Annotated in this window: 16 protein-coding genes and 3 pseudogenes; 9 read left to right on the top strand and 10 right to left on the bottom strand. The window is 74.7% G+C overall.

The window, feature by feature from the left end; translation table 11 throughout:
* Positions 1–108 precede the first annotated feature (108 nt).
* Positions 109–1,400, bottom strand: a pseudogene (locus ACQ95T_RS17950) (allantoate amidohydrolase); the annotation flags it as partial.
* 32 nt (positions 1,401–1,432) lie between these two features.
* On the bottom strand, positions 1,433–1,975 hold the full coding sequence (locus ACQ95T_RS17955; protein WP_425942304.1) for a DUF4395 domain-containing protein: 543 nt from the start codon (positions 1,973–1,975) through the stop codon (positions 1,433–1,435).
* A 167-nt stretch (positions 1,976–2,142) separates the two neighbouring features.
* Here ACQ95T_RS17955 and ACQ95T_RS17960 point away from each other — a divergent pair, with 167 nt between their 5' ends.
* The 6 genes from ACQ95T_RS17960 (at position 2,143) to ACQ95T_RS17985 (ending at position 12,910) form a co-directional block, all read left to right on the top strand.
* Complete coding sequence (locus tag ACQ95T_RS17960; protein ID WP_425942306.1) at positions 2,143–2,631, top strand: aminoacyl-tRNA deacylase; 489 nt, start codon at positions 2,143–2,145, stop codon at positions 2,629–2,631.
* A gap of 141 nt (positions 2,632–2,772) precedes the next feature.
* A complete protein-coding gene (locus ACQ95T_RS17965) occupies positions 2,773–5,478 on the top strand; it encodes a multicopper oxidase domain-containing protein (RefSeq protein WP_431473225.1) in 2,706 nt (901 codons plus the stop codon).
* 62 nt (positions 5,479–5,540) lie between these two features.
* Complete coding sequence (locus ACQ95T_RS17970; RefSeq protein WP_431473226.1) at positions 5,541–6,818, top strand: hypothetical protein; 1,278 nt, start codon at positions 5,541–5,543, stop codon at positions 6,816–6,818.
* Between the two features lie 2,126 nt (positions 6,819–8,944).
* Positions 8,945–10,228, top strand: a complete 1,284-nt coding sequence (locus tag ACQ95T_RS17975) for a cell wall-binding repeat-containing protein (RefSeq protein WP_431473856.1) — start codon at positions 8,945–8,947, stop codon at positions 10,226–10,228.
* Positions 10,225–10,830 carry a hypothetical protein gene (locus ACQ95T_RS17980; RefSeq protein WP_425942310.1) on the top strand — a complete coding sequence of 202 codons (606 nt, stop codon included), beginning with the start codon at positions 10,225–10,227 and terminating at the stop codon, positions 10,828–10,830. The genes ACQ95T_RS17975 and ACQ95T_RS17980 overlap by 4 nt, the downstream gene beginning before the upstream one ends.
* A complete protein-coding gene (locus ACQ95T_RS17985; protein WP_431473227.1) occupies positions 10,790–12,910 on the top strand; it encodes a copper resistance protein CopC in 2,121 nt (706 codons plus the stop codon). Before ACQ95T_RS17980 ends, ACQ95T_RS17985 begins: the two co-directional genes overlap by 41 nt.
* 8 nt (positions 12,911–12,918) lie before the next feature.
* On the opposite strand, the gene ACQ95T_RS17990 is transcribed toward ACQ95T_RS17985, so the two are convergent.
* The 6 genes and pseudogenes from ACQ95T_RS17990 to ACQ95T_RS18015 all read right to left on the bottom strand — a co-directional run bounded on the left by ACQ95T_RS17990 (position 12,919) and on the right by ACQ95T_RS18015 (position 20,206).
* On the bottom strand, positions 12,919–13,386 hold the full coding sequence (locus ACQ95T_RS17990; RefSeq protein ID WP_425942314.1) for a hypothetical protein: 468 nt from the start codon (positions 13,384–13,386) through the stop codon (positions 12,919–12,921).
* 28 nt (positions 13,387–13,414) lie between these two features.
* Positions 13,415–14,425, bottom strand: coding sequence for a DMT family transporter (locus ACQ95T_RS17995; RefSeq protein ID WP_425942316.1), 1,011 nt, complete (start codon positions 14,423–14,425; stop codon positions 13,415–13,417).
* A gap of 22 nt (positions 14,426–14,447) precedes the next feature.
* A complete protein-coding gene (locus ACQ95T_RS18000) occupies positions 14,448–15,722 on the bottom strand; it encodes a YjiH family protein (protein ID WP_425942318.1) in 1,275 nt (424 codons plus the stop codon).
* Between the two features lie 101 nt (positions 15,723–15,823).
* A complete protein-coding gene (gene hutU, locus ACQ95T_RS18005) occupies positions 15,824–17,548 on the bottom strand; it encodes a urocanate hydratase (RefSeq protein WP_425942320.1) in 1,725 nt (574 codons plus the stop codon).
* A 181-nt stretch (positions 17,549–17,729) separates the two neighbouring features.
* A pseudogene (gene hutH, locus ACQ95T_RS18010) lies at positions 17,730–19,381 on the bottom strand (histidine ammonia-lyase).
* 219 nt (positions 19,382–19,600) lie between these two features.
* The gene (locus ACQ95T_RS18015; RefSeq protein ID WP_431473228.1) at positions 19,601–20,206 is read right to left on the bottom strand and encodes an ASCH domain-containing protein; all 606 of its coding nucleotides are present in this window, start codon (positions 20,204–20,206) and stop codon (positions 19,601–19,603) included.
* A gap of 158 nt (positions 20,207–20,364) precedes the next feature.
* Here ACQ95T_RS18015 and ACQ95T_RS18020 point away from each other — a divergent pair, with 158 nt between their 5' ends.
* The 3 genes and pseudogenes from ACQ95T_RS18020 to ACQ95T_RS18030 all read left to right on the top strand — a co-directional run bounded on the left by ACQ95T_RS18020 (position 20,365) and on the right by ACQ95T_RS18030 (position 23,628).
* Positions 20,365–21,132: an IclR family transcriptional regulator gene (locus ACQ95T_RS18020; protein ID WP_431473229.1), complete on the top strand. Its 768-nt coding sequence runs from the start codon at positions 20,365–20,367 to the stop codon at positions 21,130–21,132.
* Positions 21,133–21,141: 9 nt separating this feature from the next.
* Entirely contained in the window at positions 21,142–22,515 is a 1,374-nt protein-coding gene (locus ACQ95T_RS18025) for a NupC/NupG family nucleoside CNT transporter (protein WP_425942327.1), read from the top strand.
* Between the two features lie 121 nt (positions 22,516–22,636).
* Positions 22,637–23,628: pseudogene (locus ACQ95T_RS18030) on the top strand (NAD(P)H-quinone oxidoreductase).
* A gap of 300 nt (positions 23,629–23,928) precedes the next feature.
* On the opposite strand, the gene ACQ95T_RS18035 reads toward ACQ95T_RS18030, so the two are convergent.
* On the bottom strand, positions 23,929–24,294 hold the full coding sequence (locus tag ACQ95T_RS18035) for an NUDIX domain-containing protein (protein ID WP_431473230.1): 366 nt from the start codon (positions 24,292–24,294) through the stop codon (positions 23,929–23,931).
* A gap of 116 nt (positions 24,295–24,410) precedes the next feature.
* On the bottom strand, positions 24,411–26,207 hold the full coding sequence (locus tag ACQ95T_RS18040) for an FAD-binding dehydrogenase (protein ID WP_431473231.1): 1,797 nt from the start codon (positions 26,205–26,207) through the stop codon (positions 24,411–24,413).
* Positions 26,208–26,227: the final 20 nt, after the last annotated feature.

The raw sequence follows: 26,227 nt of genomic DNA on the forward strand, positions 1-26,227 counted from the left end.
CGGAGTCCGGGTGGGACGGGGTGTCGGGTGCGTCCTGCCCGGCGGGCCGGGCGGCGGGTGCGTCCTGCCCCCGGCGGGCCGGGCGGCGCGAGGGTCGGTGGCGCGGACGGTCAGCTCGCGGACGCACGCGGCCAGCGCCTGGACCCCGGCGTGGCAGTCGTCGCGCTCCGCGTGCTCGGCCGGGCTGTGCGAGACGCCGGTCGGGTTGCGGACGAAGAGCATGGCGGAGGGGACACCGGCGGTCGCCAGGATGCCGGCGTCGTGACCGGCGCCGGTGCCCAGGACGGGGACCGACAGCGGTGCGTCGATCCCCCCTGCTCCGCGGACCATTCCCCCGTCCCCCGCTCCGCGGGGGACCGCCGTGCCCGCCGCTCCTCTGAGCACCCCCCTGAGCCGCTCGGAGAGGTCGGTGTCGAACCGGGTCGTGGGCGTCCAGCTCTCCCGGACGACCTCGGCCCCCAGCTCGGCGGCGCGGCCGCTCAGCTCGTCGACGAGCGCCTCGACCTGGTCCTCCTGCGGGCCGCGGGCGTCGAGCCAGCCGGTGACGTGCGAGGGAATGGCGTTGACCCCGCCGGGCGTGACGGCCACCTTGCCGACCGTCGCCACGCACCCCCGCTGCGCGGCGACGTGGCGCGCGCCCAGGACGAGGTCGGCATACCCGAGCATGGCGTCGCGGCGGTCCTCCAGCCGGGTGGTGCCGGCGTGGTTGGCCTCGCCGGGGAAGTCGAAGCGCCAGCGACCGTGCGGCCAGATGTCGCTGGCGACAGCGACCGGGGCGCCGAGGTCGACGAGCGCCCGGCCCTGCTCGACGTGCAGCTCGACGAAGGTGCCGACGCGGCGCAGCGTCTCCTCGTCCGGACCGAGGTCGGCCGGGTCGCGGCCGGCGGCGCGCAGGGCCTCGGCGTACGTGGTGCCGTCGGCATCGGTCAGCGCAGGGCCCGCTCGGGGGACAGCTGACCGGTGAGGACCCTGGAGCCGGCGCACGCGATGCCGAACCGGGCACCCTCCTCGTCGACGAAGTTCACGACCGCCAGGGGCACGTCGGGGGTCAGGCCGGCCTCGCGCAGCCGGTCGACCGCGGCGAGGGCCGACACGACCCCCAGCGGACCGTCGAACGCGCCACCGTCGGGCACCGAGTCCAGGTGGGAGCCGATCGCCACGCCGGGACGGCCGGCCGTGACCGCGTCGTCCACGGTCCCCGGCCCGTCCCACCACCAGCCCCACTGGTTGCCCACCCTGTCGGTCGTCAGGTCCAGACCCCGGCGACGGCACTCGCCGGCGAACCACTCGCGCAGGGTGTGGTCCTCGGCGGTCCAGGCGAAGCGCCGGTAGCCGCCGCTGCGGGCACGTCCGACCGGTTCCAGGTCGGACCACAGGCTGTCGAAGGTGGAGCTGGGCACACCCCGACTCTAGGGCGGGGCGGCCCGGGCGATCAGGAGGTCGGCGCGGGGTGCGTCCCGGATGCGAGACCCGAGGCCCGGAGCCGGCCGGTGATGTCGGAGCACTCCACGCAGACGTCCTCCGGCACCAGCCCCGTCCGCATGAGGACCGCGAACAGGCGGCAGCCCACGCACAGGCCGAGGACGGCCTCCAGCGCGGGGAAGACGACCATGACCGCGGTGATCCCGGCGACGACCGCGAGGGCGACGGCCGAGCCGGTGAGCAGGTGGGTCGCCCAGAGCAGCACGGCGACGGACGTCAGCACGGCTCCGATGGCCGCGGCGAACCTCTTGGGGGTGCCGGCCGTGGGGTGCGGGACCGCGGCGACCCGGGGGCGCACCCACCGGCCCACGGACCGGGACACGGGGCTGGCCTGCGGACCCAGCGTCGCGCGCAGGACGAAGTCGAGCGCGAGGGGCACGAGCAACCACCACTGCTGCAGAACCAGCGTGCTGAGCGTGACGAGGAGGACCACGCCGGCGACCAGGCGCACGGTGACGTCGTCGACCACGGAGGGGAAGCGATTGTTCGGCATGCATCGATTATGCGGATACCAACCCTGGATTATGAAATCGCCGGCGGGCCGGGCAGCCATGTCCAGTCACCGTGCCGGTCGCGCCAGGGTGTCGCGCCGGTCGCGCCAGACGTCGTGCCGGTCGCGCAACGCCACCGGGTCTGTCACTCCGGAGTACCGTCCTGGTCATGAGCGAGCAGCGCGCCCTGGACGCCGTCGCAGCCAGCGGCCTGGAGCACACCGTCACCCGGCACGGGCGGGTGGGCAGCCTGCAGGAGGCCGCCGAGGCGCGGGGCGTGCGACCGCGGGACGTCGTCAAGACGATGGTCGTGCGTCGCGGCGAGGGCGACCACCTCTTCGTCCTCGTCCCCGGCGACCGGCAGATCTCCTGGCCCAAGCTGCGGGCCCTGCTCGGGGTGAGCCGGCTCTCGATGCCGGACGCCGAGGGCGCCCGGGAGGCCACCGGCTACGCCCGGGGGACGATCACCCCGTTCGGCTCGACCACCGCCTGGCCGGTGGTCGCCGACGACACCCTCACCGGGGACCGGGACCGGACCATCTCGCTGGGCGCCGGCGCGCACGGGGTCGCCGTGACGGTCAACGCCGAGGCCGTCCTGGCCAGCCTGGACGCCCGGGTCGCCGACGTCACCGAGCCGGAGGGCCCCGAGGCCCGCTGACGCCGGGCACGCCGAGCGCTTGGCAAAGTCCAGGTAAGGAAAAGGTCAAGAAAACGTCTTCCCAACACCGTCCTCGCGGGTCTACGGTGTGACGAACGTCATGCGGCGATGCCGCGTGTCGCTCGGGGAAGGGCTTTGACGATGGACGTATCCGTCGTCCGGGGACGGGTTCGTCCTCGGACCAGCGAACGCTTCCGGGCGCGCAGGACCGGGGGGCCGCCGGAGCGCGCGAACCACCACCTGCTCACGCATCGCCACCTGCTCACGTACGTCGGTGGCGCCCTCGCGGTCACGCTCGGGGTGGCCGTCCTGCAGGTCGGGGCGGACCCCGCGACCGTCCTCGCCCCCGGCGCGGTGGCCGCCGCCGGCGCCGCGCTCCTGCCGGCTGTGCTGGCCGGGACCGCCGCCCGGGCCGCTGCCCGAAGAGCTCTCGGGCGTCGTCTGCCCACGGCTCCGGCCGTCCGGGCCGCCCTCGGACTCACCCTGCTGGCCGTCACCGTCGTGGCGGCCGGCGTCGTGCTGTCGCTCCTCGGGGGCCTGCTGGCCGACGGCGGACACGCGCACGCCACCCCGGGCGCACACCCGGCGATGGCCGGGATGGGGGTGCTGGAGCACGCGCTGCACGTCGGGGCCGACCTCGCCCCGCTCGTCGTGCTCGCGGCCGTGACGGTCCAGGTGGCGGGAGCCGCCGGGCGAGCGTCGACGGACACCCTCCGGCGTGCGCTCCGCGCCGGTCCCGCCCGGTTCGGCCGGCTCTCGGTCGGGTGGGCCTCCACCTTCTCGCTGCTGGCCGGAGGCATGCTGGTCGCCCTCCCGGCCACCTCCGGGTCCGCCGCCATCGTGCCCGCGGTCCCCGCGTGCACGGCCGAGACGGCCGTCCGCTCCTACGACGTCGCGGCCGTGCGGGCCTTCATCCCCTTCAGCCGCTGGGCCAACGACAGCGGCGAGGCCGCCGTCGACCCGGTCACCGGGACGCAGCAGCTCACCGACGGGGACGCCGACGGGATGCTCTTCGCGCTGGAGCAGGACGTCGCCGCCGTCCAGCACTGGCACGTCCCGCTCGCCGCGGACCCGGCCGACGACCCGGCCGGCAACCGGCGGCTGCGCCCGCGGCCCCTCGTCCTGCGCGCCAATGTCGGCGACTGCCTGGAGATCACCCTGCGCAACGGCCTGCTGGACACCCCCGGGGCAGGCATGGGCCCGTGGCTGCCCCAGGTCGACCCGCACGTCTCCCTGCAGGCCTTCGGCGTCTCCTACAACCCCCAGACCAGCGAGGGCAGCAGCCTCGGGCACAACGCCGACAGCACCGTCGCCCCCGGTCAGACGCACACCTACTACTGGGTCGCCCCGCAGAGCTCGGGCCTCTACCTCTTCCGCGACCAGGGCATGCCCGCGGGGGCGGACGCCGACGGCGGTGGCGCCGAGCACGGCCTGTACGGCGGGCTGGCGGTCCAACCCGCCGGGGCCCGCTGGTTCGACCCGGTGAGCGGGGCCGAGCTGTCCTCCACCACCCCCGACCAGCAGTACGCCTCCGTGGCCCGGCAGAACGGCGACCTCTACGTCGACGCCGTGATCACCGTCCCCACCGAGGGCAGCTTCCTGCGCTACCGGGAGAGCGTGCTGGTCAGCCAGGACCTGCTGCCCATGCGACGGCCAGGTCCGGAGGCCGAGCCGCTGTTCGAACGGTTCAGCATCAACTACGGCTCGGAGCCGGAGATCAAGCGCGCCACGTGGAACAAGGAGGGGGACGTGTGGTGCGAGGAGTGCGTCTCGGAGGAGACCGTCCTGTCCTCCTGGGTCTACGGGGACCCGGGCCTGGTCAAGCTGGCCTCGGGCACCGGCCCCTGGCTGCCCACCGAGCCGGAGTGGGAGGACGTCGACCCCGCGACCGTCGCCGGCGGGCTGCCCGCGGAGAACATCGAGGACTGCGGCCTGACCCTGGCCACCGACGACGACACCCCGACGTCCTGCTACGTGGCCAACGTCACCCGCGCCTACCAGGGCGACCCGATCAAGCTGCGCTTCGGGCAGGCCGGGGTCTACGAGACCCACGTCTTCCACCTGCACGCGCATACCTGGCCCGCCGAACCGGACGAGCTGGGCCCGGCGCAGAGCAACCCCCCGCGCCCGACCTCCGCGGCCCAGCCGCGCGCCACCACGATCGACTCCCAGACCTACTCCCCCTGGACCGCGTTCACCGCGGACCTCAACTACGGCGCCGGGGCCAGGGCCGGCACCGTCGGCGACTCGATCTACCACTGCCACCTCTACACCCACTTCTCGTGGGGCTTCTGGGCCCTCATGCGCGTCCACGACACCTACGAGGACGGCACCGGGGCCCTGCCGGACGGCACCCGCGTCACCCGGTGGCTGGCCCTGGCCGAGATCTCCCCGGACCAGCCGGCCCACCCCCGCGTGCCCCCGGCCAAGAACGCCCCCACGCCCGAGAACCCGGGCTACCCGCGCTTCATCCCGGGCGAGTACGGCTCCCGCGCGCCCCAGCCCCCGCTCGGCGTCTGGCAGCGCGAGTTCACCGAGGACGGCAGCGTCGTGCTCGACGAGGCCGGTGACCCGGTGGACGCCCCGGTCGTGCGCAGCGTGGGCACCACCCCGCTCGACCCCGCCCTGCTGGAGGCGACCCAGGAGGTCGCCGTCGTCGACCCCGGTGCGGACCTGACCCTCGGCTTCGCCGGGTCGGAGTCGCCGCCGCTCGCGCCGGACGCGAGCGCCGAGGAGGTACGGGCCGCGCTGGAGGCGCTCGAGACCGTGCAGGCCGTCGCCGTCACCGGCGAGGCCGGCGGTCGTGGACGGTCCAGCTCGGGCTGTGGACCGCCACCCCCGACCTGACCCTGGGCGGTACCAACGTCGCCGTCACGGCCAGCGAGGGCTTCGACCCGGCCGACCCGGTCGTGGCCCGCACGGCCCACCGGCTGGCGCTGGAGCAGCAGGTCACCCGGGCCTACCACGACCCGGACTACGTCTTCGGCGCCGAGCTGGACCCGGACGCCCAGCCGCTGCCCGGGGCCCCCGTCGTCGACCCCTGCGTCCCCGGAGCCCGGGAGGTCACCTACCGGGCCTCGGTCATCCAGCTGCCGCTGACCTACGTCGACGGCGACCAGGCCAACCCGCAGGGCTGGCGCGACGTCCAGGGCCGCATCATCGTGGCCGACGCCGACGTCGACGCGGTGCTCGCAGGGGAGATCGAACCGGAGCCCTTCTTCTTCCGGGTCAACGCCGGCGACTGCATCAACTTCGAGCTGACCAACCGCACGCCCAACTGGATCGGCGACGACGCCTACCAGGAGCTGGTCGCGACCAACATGGTCGGCGCCCACATCCACCTGGTGAACTTCGACGTCCTGGCCTCCGACGGCTCCTCCAACGGCTGGAACTACCAGCAGGCCGCCTTCACCGAGGAGCAGGCCGCGTTCACCCAGGGCGTCCTCGACGGGGAGATCCCCTGCCCCGAGGGCGCGTCCTGCGTGCCCGTGGCACCGACCGACCGCGACCCGGTCCAGCAGGCAGAGGACGCCCGGGCCAGCTGGCTGTCGGAGGGACAGACCATCAAGGAGCGCTGGTACGCCGACTACGAGCTGCGGACCGCGTTCATGCACGACCACCACTTCGCCGGCACCCTGCAGAACCGCGGGCTGTTCTCCGCCCTCGTCGTCGAGGGTCAGGGCTACGACAGCCGCGATCCCCTCACCGGGGAGTTCCTCCAGCCGGTGAACACCGAGGGTCGGGGCGTGCCCGTCTGCGGGACGTCCTGCGTCGGCACCGCCCACGGCTCGGCCATGGACCCATCGGCCCCGCGGGACAGGACGACTTCCGCGAGTTCGGCGTCGCCATCGCCGACTTCATCCCGGTCTTCCAGCGCTCGGCCACGCACGCCGACATCCTCGACCGCGCCAACGCCGTCGAGCCGCCCCTGGTGCCGCTGGAGGCCGCGCGCAACGACCAGGGCGGGATGGGCATCAACTACCGCAGCGCACCCATGCTGCTGCGCCAGTTCGCCGGTCCCGGTCCCGGTCCGGTCACCGACCCGCAGGCTCCGCCGCCGACGCGGGCCGAGCTGCGGGCGGCCGGCTGGGTCGACCCCGCCTACACCTTCAGCTCGCGGATCTGGGGCGACCCGGAGACTCCCGTCCTCATGGCCAACCGTGGCGACAACGTGCGCTTCCGCCTGATCCAGGGCTCGCACGAGGAGATGCACAACTTCACCGTGCACGGGGTGCGCTGGCGCCGCGACGCGCTCGACCCCGCCTCCCCCTACATCAACGCCCGCCACATCGGGGTCTCCGAGGCGTTCAACATCAGCGATGTCGGCGTGGACTGCGGCCTGGGCGGCGACGTGGTCTGCCCGACGCCGCCGCTGGGCAACCAGCCCCGCGTCTCCGACTTCCTCTACGGCGGGACCGGGCTGGAGGACCTCTGGCTGGGCGCCTGGGGCGTCATGCGGGTCTTCGACCAGACCACCGCCAACCCCCTGACCCCGCTGCCCGACAACCCGGTCGGCCTGGTCACCGGCTACCCCCTGCCCGCGCCGGACCCGGCGGCGCACATCCCCCGCGCCCAGCAGCCCCTGCCGCCGGCGTGCCCGACGGGAGCCCCGCAGAAGTACTTCCAGGTCTCGGCCATCGACAGCGAGATCGTCTACAACCGCTACGGCGACCACGACCCCTACGGGCTGGCCTACGTGCTGTCCGCCGACGTCGCGGCCGTCCGGTCCGGGGAGAAGGAGCTCGAACCGCTGGTGCTGCGCGCCAACGAGGGCGACTGCGTCATCGTCAGCCTGACCAACGAGGTCGACTGGGAGCGCTTCGACGAGCACGGGCTCAGGGGCACGCTCGACGGGGACGCGCCGATCACCCTCGAGCCCGCCTTCCCGGTCCCGCCCGACGACGAGGGGGACGGGGAGTTCACACCCGGCAGGCCCTGGTATGCCGGCACCCGGGTCTCCCTGCACCCCTCGCTCGTGCGCTACGACGTGCGCACCAGCGACGGCACGACCGTGGGCTACAACTTCGACCAGACCGCCGGCCCGGGAGACACCGTGCAGTACGTCTGGTACGCCGACCAGGTCACCTACCAGGACCCTGCCCGTGAGCCCGCGCTCACCGACGGGGAGCTGGGCGCCGTGCCCCTGACGGCCTTCGGCGACGTCCGCGGGCACCGACACCACGGGCTCCTGGCCGGGCTCGTCGTGGGACCGCCGAACGCGGTCTACCGCGACCCGATGACGGGCGAGCGGGTGACCTCCGGGGCCCAGGTCGACGTCCTGCCCGGACGGGAGGGCGCGGGCTACCGCGACGCCGTCCTGATCCACCACAACGGGCTCAACCTGCGCTCGGCCGACGGGACCGTCCTGCACGACCCCATCCCGGACGACTGGCCGGACGCCGGTGAGCGGGCGGTCAGCTACCGCAACGCCCCCCTCCACCACCGGCTGGGGCTGCCCGGCCCGGTGACGGACGAGGTCGCCGACCCGCCGCGCGACCCGCAGGGCGCGCCGTTCACCGACCCCGACTTCGGGGCGCGGCTCGCGAACGTCTTCAGCACCACCTACCCGGTCGACGGGGAACCGATCGGCGATCCGGACACCCCGATCATCCGGGCCCACCAGGGGGACCCCCTGCGGATCCACGTCCTGCACGCGGCCGACCGCGCCCGGACCGTGGCCTACTCCCTGGGCGGCCACAGCTGGCTCGAGCACGCCTTCGACGCGGACTCGGTCCGGCAGGGCGTGGCCGGGTCGCTGGCGACGGGCGGGTCGGCGACCCTGCACGTGGAGGCCGCCGGCGGCTCCTGCAGTCGGTCGGTCGGCGACTTCCGCTACGGCGTCGCGAACGGGACGATGGGCCTGTCCTCCGGCAGCTGGGGCGTGCTGCGGGTGCACCAGCAGCCGGCCCCGGGGACCGAGCGCTTCCCGGTCCCGCTCGAACGGTGCCCCAGCCCGTACATGAGCTGCTCGCCGCTACGGGTCATCAACGAGGCCCTCACACCGGTGCCCGGCGCCCCCGTGATGGAGCTGACGCCGGACCCGCTCGTGGTGGAGTCCCTGCCCGACGAGGTGACCGTCACGGCGGCGTTGTCCGTCGACGGCCGACCCCTGGGGTCGGGGCACCAGGTCAGCCTGACCGCCCCCGAGCCCAACGCCTTCAGCACGACCGTGACCACGGGCGGCGACGGCACCGTGGAGGTCACGGTGCCGGTGACGGCATACCCGGGCCGGGGCGTGCTGGAGATCTCGGCGACGTCCACGGTCACGATGTCCGACCCCGACGGAGGCACGGTGACCCACCCCCTCGCGGACATGGCCCAGGTGCTCGTCCTGGACGCCGACGACGTGACCGGGCCCACCGTGACCGCGGTCGAGCCGGCCGACGGGGCCGAGGACGTGCCCCGCAACGGTGCGGTGATCCTGACCTTCTCCGAGCGGGTCGAGCTCGGCGGCCTCGCCGACCAGGTGCGCCTGGTCGACGTGGACTCCGGCGACCCCGTGCCCGCGACGGTGGTCGAGGACCACAGCCTCGACGTCGCCGTCTCCACGGTGGTGCTCGACCCGGAGGACAGGCTGGCCCGGACGAGCGGCTACCGGGTCGAGGTGGACGCGTCGGTGACCGACCTGCGCGGGAACGCCGCCGGGACCCCGTTCAGCAGCGTGTTCACGACCGCGGGCGTGGTGGTCGACCGGCTCGAGGGCCCGAACCGCTACGGCACCGCCGCGGCGGTCAGCGCCTCGCGGTTCGAGCCGGGCGTGGAGACCGTGTTCGTGGCCAGCGGCACCACCTTCCCGGACGCCCTGGCCGGTGGTCCGGCCGCGGCCCGGGCCCAGGCCCCGCTGCTGCTGACGACCCCGTCCACGGTGCCGGCGGCCACCACGGCCGAGCTCAGCCGTCTCGCGCCGCAGCACATCGTCGTCCTGGGCGGCACGGCCGCGGTCGACGGGGCGGTGCTCGAGGAGCTGCGGGCGTTCGTCCCCGAGGGGACGGGCACGGTGACCCGGCTGGCCGGGGCCAACCGGTACGCGACGGCGGCGGCCATCAGCGCTGCCACCTTCGCCCCCGGCGTCGACACGGTGGTCCTCGCCAGCGGGGCGGGCTTCCCGGACGCCCTGGCGGGCAGCGCCCCGGCCGCGCGGGACGGATCACCCATGCTGCTGACCCAGGTCGACGGTCTGCCCTCCGACACGGCCGCCGAGCTCGCCCGGCTGCAGCCGGCACGCGTCGTCGTGCTCGGCGGGTCGGCCGCGGTCGGGGACGCCGTCCTGGATCAGATCGCGACCGCGGCCGGCGTGCAGCCGGAACGCGTGGCCGGTGCGAACCGGTACGCCACCGCGGCGGCCGTCGCCGAGGCGTTCTACCCGCGCGCCGACCGGGCCTTCCTGGCCACGGGCCTGGACTTCCCGGACGCCCTGGCGGCCGGTCCGGTGGCCGGGCTCGACGGGGCGCCCGTCCTGCTGACCACCCCGACCGCGCTGCCCCAGGTGGTCCAGGACGAGCTGGTCCGGCTCGACCCGCTGCGGGTGACCGTGCTCGGTGGTCCGGCCGCGGTGGGCGGGGCCGTGCCCACCGCGGTGGAGGCGCTGCTCCAATGACCACCGCGCCCGCCGAGGTCGACGAGGCACCGGCTCCCCGACCCCTTCGCCGCAGCCAGGCCTGGGGGCTGGTGGCCCTCGGCGCGGTGCTGCTCCTGGCCCTCACGGTCTGGGGGCGGCTCGCCGAGGACGGCCGCGCCCTGGTGGGCAGCGAGGTCGAGCACGACGGCGGGCAGGTGGTGGTCACCGGCGCCTGGACGATCCAGGACCCGATGATGCTCATGCACCCCGAGGACGCCGACCGGTTCGCCGCCCTGGGGATGCAGATGAGCTCGTCGATGATCTCCGACGCGGTGCCTGAGGGGTCCAAGCGGGTCGCCGTGGAGATGGTCCTCTCCGGCGGGGAGGAGGGGACGCAGTTCCCTGCCAGGGACGTCACGCTGACGGTGGACGGCCAGGAACACCCCCCCTACCTGGCCCTGCTCGGCGACGAGTCGCTGACGCCGGGGGCCCGGATCAACGGGGTGGTCGTCTTCCAGGTGCCCAGCGGCGCCGCGGCCGCGCAGTTCCGCCTGGGGCCGGACACGCAGCCGGTGCACGTGGACGTGTCCGGCGGACCCGGTGGCGGAGGTGGTGGGGGCGGCCACGGTACGGAGCACTGAGGAGCGGACCGGCAGGCCCGGGGGCCGGTCGGGGTCCCGGGCGCCCCGTCCGCGCCTGCTCCACGCCCTGCTGGGCCTCCTGGGGCTGCTGCTGCCCCTGCTGCTGGTCGCGGCCCCGGCCGCCGCGCACACCACGCTGCTCTCCACCGACCCGGTCGCCGACTCCGTCCGCACGCTGCCCCCCGAGAGCGTGACGCTGCAGTTCAGCGCGCCGGTGGACGTCGAGCTCGGCGGCCTGCGCGTGGTCGGTCCCGACGGGGACCGGGTCGACGACGACACGACGACCGGGGACGGCGGGACGACGGTCACCGCCGAGGTCGACGCGGACGAGGCGGGCAGCTACGCGGTGTCCTGGTCGGTCGTCTCGACCGACTCCCACGTCATCTCGGGCAGCTTCGTCTTCCACGTCCAGGAGGAGCCGGACGACGGCGGGTCCGACGCCCGGGACGACGCCGCGGACGACCTCGAGGACGCCCGCGACGACCTCGAGGACGCGCGCGACGACCTCGAGGACGCCAGGGAGGACGCCCAGGACGAGCTCGAGGACGCGCGGGACGACGGGGGTGACGACCCCGAAGACGCCCCGGGCGCACCCACCGCCGGGGGGGCGACGGGACGGGCGCCGGCGGTCCCCCCACCGGCACCGGATCGCCGGCCGACGACCCTGCCGGCACCGGCGGCAGCACCACCGGGGACGGCGCGACCGCCGACGGCGCCGCCTCGACGGGGACCGACCCGGCCGCCACCACGACCTCCCCGGCCCCGACGCCTCCCCCGACCTCCGTCCCCGCCCCCCCGGTCGACCCCGGCCCCGGCAGCGCCGGCCCCGGCGACCCGTCGTCCGCGGTGTCCGGCGCGACCTTCACGACCTCCACCACCGTGGCCGCCGTCCGGTGGGTCTCCCGGTGGGTCCTGCTCGCCGGGACCACCGTCCTGGGCGGGCTGGTGCTTTTCCGGAGCGTCGTCGCCCCGACGGCCACGCTCCGCAGCCGCCGGGCGGCGCAGGTCGCGACGGGGGCGGCGGCGGCGGTCCTGCTCGGGTCCGTGGGCCGGCTGCTGTCCCACGTGGCCGAAGCCTCCGGCAGCTCTCTGCTGGAGGCCCTCCCCCCTGCTGGACGACGCCGTGCGGGGCACCGAGGCCGGACTCCACGACGCCCTCCGGATCCTGGCGGGGGCCCTGGCCCTCGTCGCCGCCCTGCTCTGGCGCAGGGCGGGACCGGTGGTCCCGCTGGTGGCGGGCGGAGCGGTCCTGCTCGTCATGGTCTCGCTCGCCCTCAGCGGGCACCCCGCCTCCGCCGGGGCCCCCGCGCTGGCCGTCGCCTCCGACGTCGTCCACCACGCGGCGGCGGCCACCTGGATCGGCGGCCTGGCGGCCCTCGGCATCGTCCTGGCACCCGCCGGCACCGGTGCCGACGAGGCGACCGCCGGGGCGGTCCGCCGCTTCTCCACCGTGGCGCTCTCAGCCGTGGTGGTCGTCGCGATCACCGGTGTCGCCTCGGCCGCGCAGCAGAGCGGAGGGGACCCCGGCACCCTGCTGACGACCCGCTACGGCGCCACGCTCATGGTCAAGCTCGTCCTCGTGGCCGTGCTCCTGGGACTGGGGTTCTGGCAGCGGACCCGGCTGGTGGCCGCGGTCACCACCTCAAAGGCCGTCTTCCGCACGGCCCGCGTGGAGCTGGTCGTCCTCGCGCTCGTCCTGGGCGTGACCGCCATGCTCGTCAACACCCCGCCTGCCCGCGAGGCGCTGCAGGCCCGCTCGTTCGCCAGCACCGTCGACGACGGGAACGGGGCGGTCGACGTCATCCTCACCCCCGCCCGGGCGGGCGGCAACGCCCTCCACCTCACCTTCTACGACCAGGTCGGCTCCCCCAGGACCGTCGACGCCGCCACGGCGACGGTGGCCGCTCCCGGCCAGCCCCCGCGCGAGCTGGCCCTGCAGCCCCTGACCGGCAGCTACTGGGTCGCTCCCGAGGTGACGCTGCCGGCCCCCGGCACCTGGACGGTCGAGGTGACGACGCTCGGCCGCTCCCTGGAGGGTGGCTTCACCGTGGACGTCACGGTGGCCGAGGCGCCCGGCTGAGCGGTCCCTCAGCGCGCAGGCGTCCCGCAGGACCCGGCGGTGAGCACCCGCTGGGCCAGGCCGACGACGACGAGCGCGACGGCATACCCCTGGGCGGTGCCGGCGGCCCCCTGGGCCAGCTGGGAGACCCCGAGGAGCGGCAGGCAGAGGCCGGCGATCCCGCACGTGCCCCCGAACGCCTGGCCCAGGGACTGGCCGGCGGCGGGCAGGTAGGTCGCCAGCGCCAGCCCCGTGCCGGCCCCCACGAGGAGCACCACCCCCCACGAGGCACCCGGAGCCAGGAGCACCAGGCCCACGACCAGGACGGCGGCGATCACGGCGGCGGCGGCCAGCCGATGGCCGGCCCACGTGTCGCGCAGCGTCCCCAGCACCGAGGTGGGGGTCTGCACGACCGGTGTCACGGGGGCCTGCGTCAGCGCCCGGACGCGCGCCAGGGCGGCCTCGTCCTGCGGGCTCGGCCGGGTGGGGGTGGTCATGCCGGGGTCCTTCCGTCGGTACGCACGATCATACCCCAGGGGGTATGCGGTCGCTCGGCGTCGCGCCCCCGTGCCCGCCTCCGGCAGGAGGTGGTGCTGCTCGGGCGGGACGGGCTGACGTCTCGGCGGCAGGGGCTGACGTCTCGGCGGCACGGCCGGACGTCTCCGCGGCACGGGCGACGCCCCGTCCTCCGCGCGACGCGAGCAGCACGCCACCGACGACGAGGACGCCGCCGAGCAGCTGGACGGCCGTCGGTGGCCGGCCCAGGATCGCCGCGATGGCCACGGTGAAGACGGTGATGAGGTTCATCGAGGTGCCCGCCACACCGGCGGGGACCCGGCCGATCGCCAGGTTCCAGCACAGGTAGGAGCCCACGGAGGGGAAGACGACGATGAACAGGACCGCGGCCCACGAGCCGCGGTCCGGTGGCGCGGACAGGCCGGTGAGCAGCACCACGGGGGTCAGCACCACCGTCGTCAGCACGACCTGGACCGCGGTGGCGGCCAGCACGGGCAGGCCGAGCCGACGGCCGATGAGCGTGTACGCCGTCCAGACCGCGACCGCCCCGAGCATGATGAGGTCGCCGGAGTTGAAGGTCAGCGTCAGCACGCGGCCGAGGTCTCCGCGGGTGAGCACCAGGAGCACCCCGAGCAGCCCTGCCCCCACCCCGACCCAGGTGCGCCACCCGGCCGTCGCCTGGCCCAGCAGGACGGCCGCCACGACGATCGCCGCCGGGTTGAGCGCGTTGACGATCGAGGCGTTGACCGCGCTCGTCCGCTCGAGGGCGGCGTAGAGGAGGAGGCCGTAGCCGCCCACCCCGAGCACGCCCGCGAGCAGCAGGATGCGCCACCGCGCCATCAGCCGGCGCCAGTCCGGCCGCTCGACCACCTGGGCCACGACCAGCAGGGGCACCGCGGCCAGGACCCACCGCCACCAGGTCAGCGACAGCGGGTCCAGGGTCTCGACCGCACGCTCGGCGACGAGGTAGTTGCCCGCCCAGAACAGCGTCGCGAGGACGAGGAGCAGGACGGCGGGCACGCGGTCAGGGTATGCCGCCGGGTCAGAAGAGCAGCAGCGCCAACGGGATCGTCAGGACGAGGCTGATCGCCACCCGGAGGAACCACACGACGAGCAGCCGCGGGATCGAGACCGGGATCTGCGTCCCGACGAGGCTGGGCACCATCGCCGAGAAGAAGATGATCTGGCTGACGCTGACCACCGCCACGACGAACTTCACCGACATCGCCGACTCCGTCACCAGCGCCGCCGGCAGGAACATCTCCGAGACCCCGAGCGCGGCGGCCTTGGCCACGAGCATCGGCTCGGGGATCTGCAGCGCCCAGGTGATCGGGTAGAAGAGGTAGCCCAGCCAGTCGAAGACGGGGGTGAACTCCGCGAGCACCAGCCCAAGCAGCCCGATCGAGAGGATCGAGGGCAGGATCGCCATCGCCATGACGAAGCCGTCCTTGAGGTTGGTCAGGACCGTCCGGCCCACCCCGGGGTCGGCGGCGACGGTGGCGCGCGCCTCGCGCCAGGCGGCTGCGAACCGGTTGCCGGCGTGGTCCTGCTCGGGGCGCGGGACCGCCCCGGGGGCGTAGTCCTCCGGCTCCCGGGACAGCGGCGGGATCCGCACGGTGACGGCCGTGACGAGGAAGGTGATGAGCAGGGTCGACCAAAAGTACAGCGTCCAGTGCTCCATGAGGTCCAGCGCGGTGGCCACGACGATCATGAAGGTCGCCGACACCGTGGAGAACCCGGTCGCGATGATCATCGCCTCGCGCCGGTGGTACTTGCCCTCCAGGTAGACCCGGTTGGTGATGAGCAGCGCCAGGCTGTAGGAGCCGACGAAGCTGGCGACCGCGTCGATGGCCGACCGGCCCGGCGTGCGGAACACCGGCCGCATGAACGGGCGCACGAGCACCCCGATGAATTCCATCAGGCCGTAGCCCACGAGCAACGCCAGGAAGACCGCGCCGATCGGCACGAGCAGCCCGACCGGGATGACCAGGGCGTTGAGGAGGAAGGGACCCATGCCCTCGGCGAACAGCCACGCCGGGCCGATGCCGAAGACCAGCATGATCCCCACGACCAGACCCACCACGCGGGCTAGGGAGAACACGAGCGTGGTCGTGTCCCGCCGCCACGTGCGGGTGAGGAAGGGGTATGCCGCGCCCGCGGCGATGAGCGCGAGCGCGTAGTAGGGCAGCACGGCGGGGACGCTGGCCCGCAGCCAGGACACGATGTGGTCCAGGGGGATGGTGCTGCGCTCCCCGATCGTGACCGGCACGAAGAACATGAGGATGCCGATCGCCGAGAGGACGAAGAACTTCCACATGGGTGCCCGGTCGGGATCGACCGCGCCCGGCTCCGCGGACCCCGGGGCGGTTGCCCGGGCGGGGTCCGGACCCGGTCCGGCACCAGGGGTCGCCGCGGTGCTCACCGGCCGCCCTCCGTGTCCTGGACGGTCCCGGCGCCGTCGGCGTCGGCGTCGGCGTCGGCGTCGTTCACGCCCTCCCGCATCGGCACCCGCACGCCACGCTCCTGCGCGACCTGCTCGGCCTCGGCATACCCCGCGTCCACGTGCCGGACGACGCCCATGCCGGGGTCGTTGGTGAGGACCCGCTCCAGCTTCTGCCGGGCCAGGTCGGTGCCGTCGGCGAGCGAGACCTGCCCGGCGTGCATCGAACGGCCGATGCCGACGCCGCCGCCGTGGTGCAGGGAGACCCAGCTCGCGCCGGAGGCGGTGTTGACCAGGGCGTTGAGCAGCGGCCAGTCGGCGATCGCGTCGGATCCGTCAGCCATCGCCTCGGTCTCGCGGTAGGGGCTGGCGACCGACCCGGCGTCCAGGTGGTCGCGGCCGATGACGATCGGGGCGGACACCTCCCCGGAGGCGACCATCTCGTTGAACCGGACGCCGGCCTTGTCCCGCTCGCCGTAGCCGAGCCAGCAGATCCGGGCCGGCAGGCCCTCGAAGGCGACCCGCTCGCGCGCCCCGCGGATCCAGCGCTGCAGGTGGTCGTTGTCGGGGAAGAGGTCCATCACGGCCTTGTCGGTGGCGTAGATGTCCTTCTCGTCGCCGGACAGCGCGGCCCAGCGGAAGGGGCCCTTGCCCTCGCAGAAGAGCGGCCGGATGTAGGCCGGGACGAAGCCCGGGAAGTCGAAGGCCCGGTCGAAACCGCCCTGGCGGGCCTCGTCGCGGATGCTGTTGCCGTAGTCGAAAACCTCGGCACCGGCGTCCAGGAAGCCGACCATCGCCTCGACGTGGTGGGCCATCGAGGCCTGCGCCCGGTCGGTGAACTCCTCGGGCTTCTTCTCGGCGTAGTCGTGCCAGTCGCCCAGGTCGATGCCCTCGGGCAGGTAGGACAGCGGGTCGTGCGCCGACGTCTGGTCGGTGACGATGTCGATCTCGACCCCGCGGCGCAGCAGCTCGGGGAAGACCTCGGCGGCGTTGCCGACGACACCCACGGACACGGCCTCCTGGGTGGCCTTGGCCGCGAGCACGCGCTCGACGGCCGCGTCGAGGCTGTCGGCCACCTCGTCGAGGTAGCGGCTCCTGACCCGGCGTCGCAGCCGGGCCTCGTCGACGTCGACGATGAGGCAGGTGCCGCCGTTGAGCGTGACGGCCAGCGGCTGGGCCCCGCCCATGCCGCCGCAGCCACCGGTCAGGGTCAGCGTGCCGGCCAGGGTGCCGCCGAAGCGCTTGGCCGCGACCGCGGCGAAGGTCTCGTAGGTGCCCTGCAGGATGCCCTGGGTGCCGATGTAGATCCAGGAGCCGGCGGTCATCTGGCCGTACATCGTCAGGCCGAGGTGCTCCAGGCGCCGGAACTCCGGCCAGTTGGCCCAGTCGGGCACGAGGTTGGAGTTGGCGATGAGCACCCGCGGCGCCCACTCGTGGGTCTGGAAGACGCCGACCGGGCGACCGGACTGGACCAGCATCGTCTCGTCCTCGCGCAGGTCGGTCAGCGTCCGGACCATCGCGTCGAAGCTCTTCCAGTCCCGGGCGGCGCGGCCGGTGCCCCCGTAGACCACCAGGTCGTCGGGCCGCTCGGCCACGTCGGGGTCGAGGTTGTTCATGAGCATCCGCAGGGGGGCCTCGGTGGCCCAGCTGCGGGCGGTCAGCTGCGTGCCGCGGGCGGCACGGACGGGGCGGGCGCCTTCCATGGTGGTCTCCTTCGACTCGGTACGGCGTGCGGTGCGGTGGGAAGCGTGCGTGCTGTGGTGCGGGTGGGGCGTGGTGCGGGTGGGCGTGGTGAGGGTGGCCGGTTCGTGCCAGGCGGCCCTCGTCCCGTGCAGACGATCCTGGCCCTTTCCGGGGCTCCCATCGACTGCACGAGACCTGGCCTCAGGTCAGCGGGCCGGCATGCTCCTCGGCGGCCGAGCGCACCCGGCCGTCCAGGACGAGGTCGACGACGGTCTCGATCTCCGGCGAGAGGTGGCGGTCGGGGCCCGGCCCCTGCACTCCGGCTCCGCGGAGGAGCGCGACGACGGCGGCGGTCGCCGGGGCGGGGGTCAGCGGGGCGCGCAGGTCCAGCGCCCGGGCGGCGGTGAGGACCTCGACGGCCAGCACCCGGGCCAGTCCGTCGACGGCCCGGCGCAGCTTGCGGGCCGCGCCCCACCCCATGCTCACGTGGTCCTCCTGCATGGCCGAGGAGGGGATGGAGTCCACGCTCGCCGGGGCCGCCAGACGCTTGAGCTCGGAGACGACCGCCGCCTGGGTGTACTGCGCGATCATGAGCCCGCTGTCGGTGCCGGGGTCGTCGGCCAGGAAGGGCGGCAGGCCGTGGCTGCGCGCCACGTCGAGGAAGCGGTCGGTGCGGCGCTCGCTGATGCCGGCGACGTCGGCGACGACGACCGCGAGGAAGTCGAGGACGTGGGCGACCGGTGCGCCGTGGAAGTTGCCGTTGGACTCCACCCGCCCGTCGAGGGTGACGACCGGGTTGTCGACGGCGGCGGCCAGCTCGCGGGAGGCGACCAGCGCGGCGTGGTCGCAGGTGTCCCGGGCGGAGCCGTGCACCTGGGGCGAGCAGCGCAGGGAGTAGGCGTCCTGCACCCGCGTGCACGCCTCGGTGCGGTGGCTCTCCCGGATGGCGCTTCCGGCCATGAGGGCCCGCAGGTTGGCGGCGGAGGAGCCCTGGCCGGGGTGCGGCCGCAGCGCCTGCAGGTCGGCTGCGAAGACGTCGTCGGTGCCGAGCTGCCCCTCCACGCTCATCGCGGCGGCCACGTCGGCGGTCGTCAGCAGGGTGTCCAGGTCGTGCAGCGCCAGGAGCAGCATGCCCAGCATGCCGTCGGTGCCGTTGATGAGCGCCAGGCCCTCCTTCTCGGCGAGCTGGACGGGCGCGAGACCGGCGTCGGCCAGGGCCTCGGCAGCGGGGACGGGCTCCTCCGGACGCGGCGCCGGTCGGTGACCGCGCGCCGCGCTGCCGTCGGCAGCCCGGGCGTCGCGGCCGCGGGCCCCCGGGTGCGGCCTGCGGACCCGCACCATGCCCTCGCCCGTCACCGCGAGCGCGCAGGAGGCCAGCGGGGCGAGGTCACCGGAGCAGCCCAGCCCGAGCCGTGCTCGTGCACCACCGGGGTGATCCCGGCGTTGAGCAGGTCGGCGTAGGCCTGGGCGGTGGCCACCCGCACACCCGTGCGGCCGGTGGCCAGGGTCGAGAGGCGCAGCAGCATGAGCGCGCGGACGACCTCGTGCTCGACCTCCGGCCCGGACCCGGCCGCGTGGCTGCGGACGAGGCTGCGCTGCAGCTGGGCCCGCTTCTGCGGCGGGATGCTCGTGGTCGCCAGCGCGCCGAAGCCCGTCGAGATGCCGTAGTGCGGCTGGTCGTCGCCGGCGAGGTCGTCGATGATCCGGCGGGTCGCCGCGATCCCCTCCAGCGCGGCCTCGGAGAGCCGGACGCGCGCCCCGTGACGGGCGACGGCCACGACCTCGGCCGGAGCGAGGGGACCGACGTCGACGACGACCTCGGCAGGGCTGTCGGAGGCGGGGAGGCGGCTCATGGCTCCATTCCACCGTCGTCACCGGCTGAGGGACAGGCCACGCGGAGGGCCAGCGTCTCGCATGCCAGACGTCCAGCACCGGGCGGCACACTCAGGCGACCGACACCGGGCGGCACACTCAGGCGACCGACACCGGGCGGCACCCCCAGGCGACCGACACCCGGCGGGGACTCGCGCGATCGGCGGAGACGGCGCCCGACGGCGGGGGGACCGGCGCCGCTACAGCAGCCCGGCCCTGCGGGCAGAGCGTCGGGCCTGCGCCGGCACCACGACGACGAACCGTTCCAGCACGACCCTGGTGTCCTCGTCGACCCACTGCCCGGCCGGCGCGTGCTCGTCGAAGAACCGTCGGTGCTCGGCCCGCCACCGCTCCAGGGACCCCTCCCCCTCTCGGCGGGCGTGGTCCTCGTCGACGTCGCCAAACCGGACGACCTCCACATGGGTCGTCCGGATGAGGGCGCGGGGATGGTCGGCCCCGTCGAGCACGATGGACAGCGACCCCGGCGCGGGCAGCTCGACGTCGACCCGCGTGCGGACCAGGGTGTCGCCACGGCCAGGAGGACCACCGCCACCGTCCCGGCCGTCGGGGTGCTGATCGTCCTGGGCACCGACCTCGTACTCCCACCGCGCCGAGGCGGACGCCGTCTTGCGACCCTCGAGCACCAGGGCCAGGAGCCGGTCGGCCTCCTCCGGCGTCGAGCCGAACGACCAGGCCGGCGGCGGCAGCAGGTCGGCGGCGGTCACGCCGATGTAGGACTCCGCGGGGTTCAGGCCGCCGCGCACCCGCGCGTCGGCCCAGAAGGCCTTGATCTCGGCGTCGTCCATGGCGCCACCGTACGGCCCCTCCCTCGTTGCCCACGACACCCGAGGACGCCCGGGAGGCGCCCGCACCAGCCCACGCCCCCCCCCCGCCCACGCCCACGCCCACGCCATGCTGGCGCGGTGGCCGACGCACCCGGCCACGCCCACGCCATACTGGCGCGGTGGCCAACGCACCCGCCGCCGGGCACGCGCTCGACGTGCTGACGTTCCTGGCCCGGCACGCGACCCCCCAGCCGGCGGCGGCTGCGGTCGCCCGCGAGCTGGGCCTGCCGCGGTCCTCGACCTACCACCTGCTCGCCGCCCTCGTCGAGCGCGGCTTCGTCGTGCACCTGCCGGAGGAGCGCCGCTACGGCCTGGGGGTGGCCGCCTTCGAGCTGGGCTCCGCGTACACCCGGCACGCGCCGCTCCAGCGTCTGGCCCGCCCGGTCCTCACCCGGCTCGCTGACACCACCGGGCACAACGCCCACCTCGGGGTGCTGCACGGGCGCGACGTGGTCTACGTCGTGGAGGAGCGCGTGGCCGGCCGACCCTCGCTCGTCTCCGACGTCGGCGTGCGCCTGCCCGCGTCGCTGACGGCGACCGGCCTGGCCGTCCTCGCCGCCCTCCCCGCCGCCCAGGTGCGCGCGCTCTTCCCCGGCCGGGACGCCTTCGTGCGCCGCACCGACGCCGGCCCCACCTCGCCGTCCACGCTGCGCCCCCTGCTCAGCCAGACCCGCACCCGGGGGTATGCCGTGGAGCAGGGTTACGTCACGCGCGGGCTGGACTCGGTCGCGGCTCCGGTGACCGACCACGCCGGCCACCCGGTGGCGGCGGTCGCGCTCACCGTGCCCACCGAGGAGCTGACCGAGGACCTGCGGGAGTCGCTCGCCGGGGCGGTCCGACGGGCCGCGCAGGAGATTTCCCGGCGGATGGGCCACCGTTCCCGGTAACGTCCCCGCATGGACGTCCTCTGGGGTATCGGCGGGATGACCGCCCTCGTCGCGATCGGGCTGCTGCTCTCCTCCAACCGCAAGGCGGTGCGCTGGCGCACGGTCCTGGCCGCCCTCGGCCTGCAGGTGCTCTTCGGTGTGCTCGTCCTCTACTGGTCCACGGGGCGGGCCGTGCTGCAGGCGGTGACGGAGGGCGTGCAGGCGGTCATCAACTCCGCCAACGCCGGGATCGCCTTCCTCTTCGGGCCGGTGCTGCCCCAGGGCGAGGACGCCGGCGTGGTGTTCGCCTTCCAGGTGCTGCCGGTCATCATCTTCTTCGCCTCGCTGACCGCGGTGCTCTACCACTACAAGATCCTACAGTTCGTCGTGGAGAAGCTCGGCGCGGCGCTGGGCAAGGCGCTGGGCACCCGCAAGGCCGAGTCGGTCAACGCGGCCGCCAACATCTTCGTCGGCCAGACCGAGGCGCCGCTGGTCATCCGGCCCTACCTGCGCGGGCTGACCTCCTCGGGGTTGTTCGCGGTCATGGTGGGTGGCCTCTCGACGGTCGCCGGGTCGGTGCTCGTGGGCTACTCCCTGCTGGGCGCGCCGCTGGAGTACCTCATCGCCGCCTCGTTCATGGCGGCGCCCGGGGCGCTGATGATGGCCAAGCTGCTCGAACCCGAAGACCCCGACGCCCCGCCGGAGAAGCAGCTGGCCCGTGAGGAGGCGGCCGAGGACGCGCAGCGGGACGAGGTCGAGGACGGCGACGGGACCAGGGCAGGCGACGGGACCAGGGCAGGCGACGGGGCACGTGACGGGGACGGGGACGAGCGCGCCGCGGCCCACGACGACGACGACGAGGACGAGGACGATCTCGACGAGATGAAGTACCGCAACGTCATCGACGCCGCGGCCTCCGGGGCCGGGGACGGCCTGAAGCTCGCCCTCAACATCGGCGCGATGCTGCTGGCCTTCATCTCCCTCATCGCCCTGGTCAACCTGCTGCTGGGCGTGGTCGGCGGCTGGTTCGGCAACCCGGAGCTGACGTTCGAGCAGATCCTGGGCTACCTCTTCGCACCGATCATGCTGGTCATCGGCGTCCCGTGGGCGGAGGCGACCAACGCCGGCAGCTTCGTCGGGCAGAAGGTGATCGTCAACGAGTTCGTCGCCTTCGCCAACTTCGCGCCCACCATCGAGGACTACAGCCCCAAGACCGCGGCGATCATCACGTTCGCCCTCACCGGGTTCGCCAACCTGGGCTCGCTGGGCATCCTGCTCGGCGGTCTCGGGAGCCTGGTCAAGGACCGTCGCCGCGAGATCGCCACGCTCGGACTGCGGGCCATCGCGGCGGCCACCCTGGCCAACCTCATGAGCGCCGCGATCGCCGGGATCCTCATCGGGTAGCCGCCACGCGCGGTGCCCACCGGGGCGCGGCCGGCCGGGTCGCCGGCCCCGGTGCACGCCGACGCACCGCCGGGTGACGGCATACCAGGGTCCGGTCGGTAGATTGCCGCCCATGCCGCAGATGAACGCCGTCACGATCACCGGCCCCGGCGAGGCCGACGTCCTGGTCCCCGCCCAGGTGGACGTCCCCGTGCCCGGGCGGTACGAGGTTCTCGTGGAGGTCGTCGCCGCCGGGGTCAACCGCGCCGACGTCATGCAGCGCAAGGGCCTCTACCCACCGCCGCCCGGCGCCTCGGAGCTGCCCGGGCTGGAGGTCAGCGGCCGGATCGCCGAGCTCGGCCCCGGCTGTGAGGACGCGGGCTGGAGCGTGGGCGACGAGGTGTGTGCGCTGCTGTCCGGAGGAGGGTATGCCGAGCACGTCGCGTCCCCGTCGGACAGCTCCTGCCCGTCCCCGCGGTGGTGCCGGTGGCCGACGCCGCGGCGCTGCCCGAGGTGGCCTGCACGGTGTGGAGCAACCTGGTGCTGGAGGCCGCGCTCGGCGAGGGCGAGACCGTGCTGCTGCACGGCGGGTCCAGCGGGATCGGCACGATGGGGATCCAGGTGGCCCGGGCGCTGGGGGCCACGGTGGCGGTGACCGCCTCCACCCAGGAGAAGCTCGACGCGTGCCGGGAGCTGGGGGCGGACGTGCTGGTCAACTACCGGACCCAGGACTTCGTGGAGGAGGTGCGGGCGGCGACCGACGGCCGGGGTGCGGACGTCATCCTCGACGTGGTCGGGGCCAAGTACCTCGAGCGCAACGTGGAGCTGCTGGCCACCGACGGCCGGCTGGTGGTCATCGGGCTGCAGGGCGGACGCCGCGGCGAGCTGGACCTGGGGGCGCTGCTGTCCAAGCGCGCCCGGGTCATCGCGACCTCGCTGCGATCCCGGCCGGTCGAGGGCAAGGCCGAGATCGTCGCCGCGGTGCGCGAGCACGTCTGGCCGATGGTGGCGGACGGTCGGATCCGCACGGTGATCCAGTCGCGCCACCCGCTCGCCGAGGCCGCCAGGGCCCACGAGGAGATGGAGCGTTCCGACCACGTCGGCAAGATCCTGCTGGAGGTCCGGCCCGGTTGACGGTCAGGTCCGGTCGGGGGGACTCGGGCGAACGCAGGTCGCGACACGCCCGGCGCCGTCGACCCCGAGGGTTCACGTGACCTGATGAGGTCGACAGGGCCGGGCGTGGCCCGACCTCGCGGTCACAGCTGCCCGCCCGGGGCGGACCGCGCGCCCGTCATCAGTCGTGCAGCAGGCGGCCCTCGCGCGGCGCCCGGCCGTGGCCGGCCAGCAGCTCCAGGATGCCCCGGGTGTCGCGGTCGGCGTCGTCCAGCTCCTCGGGGGTCAACCACTGCGCCTTGCGGGCCTCGGTCGCCAGCGTCAGCTCGGGCGGTGGTCCAGCCGCACCCGGAAGACGACGTCGATCCCCTGGTCCACCGCGTCGACGCGGATGAACACCGGGTCGCCGGGGTCGATGTCCACCCCGACCTCCTCGGCCACCTCTCGCCGCACCGCGGCCTCCGGCTCCTCGCCCTTGCCGAGGAGGCCCCCCGGCAGGCTCCACCCCTTCCGGTGCGGCTGCCACAGGAACAACACGTGGCCGTCGTGCTCCAGCACGCAGACCGCCCCGACGGTGTAGCTGGGCGCCCCGACCCGCACCGCCGCCCGCTTCAGGGGTCCGGGCAGGACCCGGAACCCGACCAGCGCCGCGGTCCCGGCCTTGCGGCGGAGCGTCCCCATGTCCATGGATGCAGCCAACCACACGCCCGACCACCCGGCCTGCCGGTCCCGACCAGCCCGACCCCGTCACAGGTCGCGCCCGGCCTCCCGGCCGCCCGGTCCCGACCGGCCGGACCCCCCCGTCACAGGTCGCGCGCGAGCGCCCTCCCGGCGGCGGCCCGGCCGCTGAACAGGCAGCCACCCAGGAACGTGCCCTCCAGCGACCGGTAGCCGTGCACGCCGCCTCCGCCGAAGCCGGCCACCTCGCCCGCGGCGTAGAGACCGGGCACCGGGGTCCCGTCGGCGTCCAGCGCCCGGGAGTCCAGGTCGGTCTGCACGCCGCCGAGGGTCTTGCGGGTGAGCACCCGCAGCCGCAGGGCGACCAGAGGCCCGTGGTCGGGGTCCAGGAAGCGGTGCGGCGCGGCCGTCCGCACCAGCCGGTCCCCGCGCGAGCGGCGGGCCGCCCGCACGAGCGCCGTCTGCAGGTCCTTGCCGTAGTCGTTGTCGAGCTCGCGGTCGTGCGCCTCGAGCAGCGCCCGCAGCCGCCCGCCGTCGACCAGCCCGTCCAGCCCGTCCGCACCGGGACCCGCCGGGTCGCCCTGCCCACCACCTCCGGGACCGCCACCCCCCGCGACCAGCGCGTTCATCGCCGCGGCCAGCTTCTCCGGCGTGTCGGCCTCCACCACGTCGGCACCGTGGTCGACGAACGCCTTCAGCGGCGCCGGCACGTCGGTCGTCACCCGCCCGAGCACCCCGCGCACGGAGCGGCCCGTGAGGTCGGGGTTCTGCTCCGAGCCGGACAGGGCGTACTCCTTGCCCAGGATCGTGCGGGTGGCGACGAACCAGGAGTGGTCGTGCTCCCGCGCACCCTCGGCCGTCCGCAGGTGGGTCAGCGTCCCGAGCGTGTCGAAGCCGGGGAAGAACGGCGCCGGCAGCCGCCGGCCGGACCCGTCCAGCCACAGCGAGCTCGGGCCGGGCAGGATGCGGATGCCGTGGCCCGGCCACACGGGCGCGTGGTTGGCCAGCCCCTCGGTGTAGTGCCACATCCGGTCCCGGTTGACCAGCCGCGCCCCGGCCGCGGCGACCGGGTCGAGCATCGACCCGTCGACGTAGGCCGGCACCCCGGTGACCAGCTCCGTCGGCGGCGTCCCCAGCCGGTCCGGCCAGAACCGGCGCACCAGGTCGGTGTTCGCCCCGATGCCGCCGCTGGTGACCACCACCGCCTGGGCGGTCAGCTCGGCCTGACCCACCACCTCGCGCGTGGACGGCATACCCCGCTCGACCCCGTCCTCGCGCAGCACGTCGCAGCGCACCCCGGTGACCGCCCCGCCGGTGACCACGATATCGGTCACCCGGTGCCGCCCGTGCAGCGTGACCAGCCCGGCGTCGACCGCGGCGCGCACCCGCTGCTCGAACGGCGCGACGATCGCCGGGCCGGTGCCCCAGACGATGTGGAAGCGCGGCACCGAGTTGCCGTGGCCGGTCGCGGTCCCGTCGCCCCGCTCGGCCCAGCCGACGACCGGGAAGAAGCGGATCCCCCGCTCGCGCAGCCAGGACCGCTTCTCCCCGGAGGCCCAGTCGACGTACGCCCGCGCCCACCGCCGGCCCCAGTCGTCCTCACCCGGGGATCCGGAGGTATGCGGTGCCCCGCCGCCTCCTCCAGCGGTGCCCGTGCCCGGGCGGCCCGCGCCGAACCGGTCGAAGCCCGCGGTCCCCGTCCAGTCCTGCCAGGCCAGGTCCCGGGTGTCGGCGATCCCCATCCGCCGCTGCTCGGGGGTGTCGACGAGGAACAGCCCGCCGAAGCTCCACCAGGCCTGCCCGCCGAGATGCCGGGTGGACTCCTGGTCGACCAGGGCGACCCTCCTCCCCGCGGCGACCAGCTCCGCGGTCGCGACCAGGCCGGCCAGCCCGGCCCCGACCACCACGACGTCAGCGTCCATGCGTCCTCCTCGACCCTCCG

Origin of the sequence: Ornithinimicrobium carbonis, from assembly GCF_050703245.1 — a bacterium.
GTDB lineage: Bacteria > Actinomycetota > Actinomycetes > Actinomycetales > Dermatophilaceae > Ornithinicoccus.

Bases quoted from the DNA above. Each gene is read 5' to 3' on its own strand.
- ACQ95T_RS18000 (WP_425942318.1), bottom strand. From the start codon at position 15,722: ATGTGGAAGTTCTTCGTCCTCTCGGCGATCGGCATCCTCATGTTCTTC.
- ACQ95T_RS18040 (WP_431473231.1), bottom strand. From the start codon at position 26,207: ATGGACGCTGACGTCGTGGTGGTCGGGGCCGGGCTGGCCGGCCTGGTC.
- ACQ95T_RS17955 (WP_425942304.1), bottom strand. From the start codon at position 1,975: ATGCCGAACAATCGCTTCCCCTCCGTGGTCGACGACGTCACCGTGCGC.
- ACQ95T_RS18025 (WP_425942327.1), top strand. From the start codon at position 21,142: ATGGACGTCCTCTGGGGTATCGGCGGGATGACCGCCCTCGTCGCGATC.
- ACQ95T_RS17975 (WP_431473856.1), top strand. From the start codon at position 8,945: ATGGCCCAGGTGCTCGTCCTGGACGCCGACGACGTGACCGGGCCCACC.
- ACQ95T_RS17980 (WP_425942310.1), top strand. From the start codon at position 10,225: ATGACCACCGCGCCCGCCGAGGTCGACGAGGCACCGGCTCCCCGACCC.
- hutU (WP_425942320.1), bottom strand. From the start codon at position 17,548: ATGGAAGGCGCCCGCCCCGTCCGTGCCGCCCGCGGCACGCAGCTGACC.
- ACQ95T_RS18015 (WP_431473228.1), bottom strand. From the start codon at position 20,206: ATGGACGACGCCGAGATCAAGGCCTTCTGGGCCGACGCGCGGGTGCGC.
- ACQ95T_RS17990 (WP_425942314.1), bottom strand. From the start codon at position 13,386: ATGACCACCCCCACCCGGCCGAGCCCGCAGGACGAGGCCGCCCTGGCG.
- ACQ95T_RS17960 (WP_425942306.1), top strand. From the start codon at position 2,143: ATGAGCGAGCAGCGCGCCCTGGACGCCGTCGCAGCCAGCGGCCTGGAG.
- ACQ95T_RS17965 (WP_431473225.1), top strand. From the start codon at position 2,773: ATGGACGTATCCGTCGTCCGGGGACGGGTTCGTCCTCGGACCAGCGAA.
- ACQ95T_RS18035 (WP_431473230.1), bottom strand. From the start codon at position 24,294: ATGGACATGGGGACGCTCCGCCGCAAGGCCGGGACCGCGGCGCTGGTC.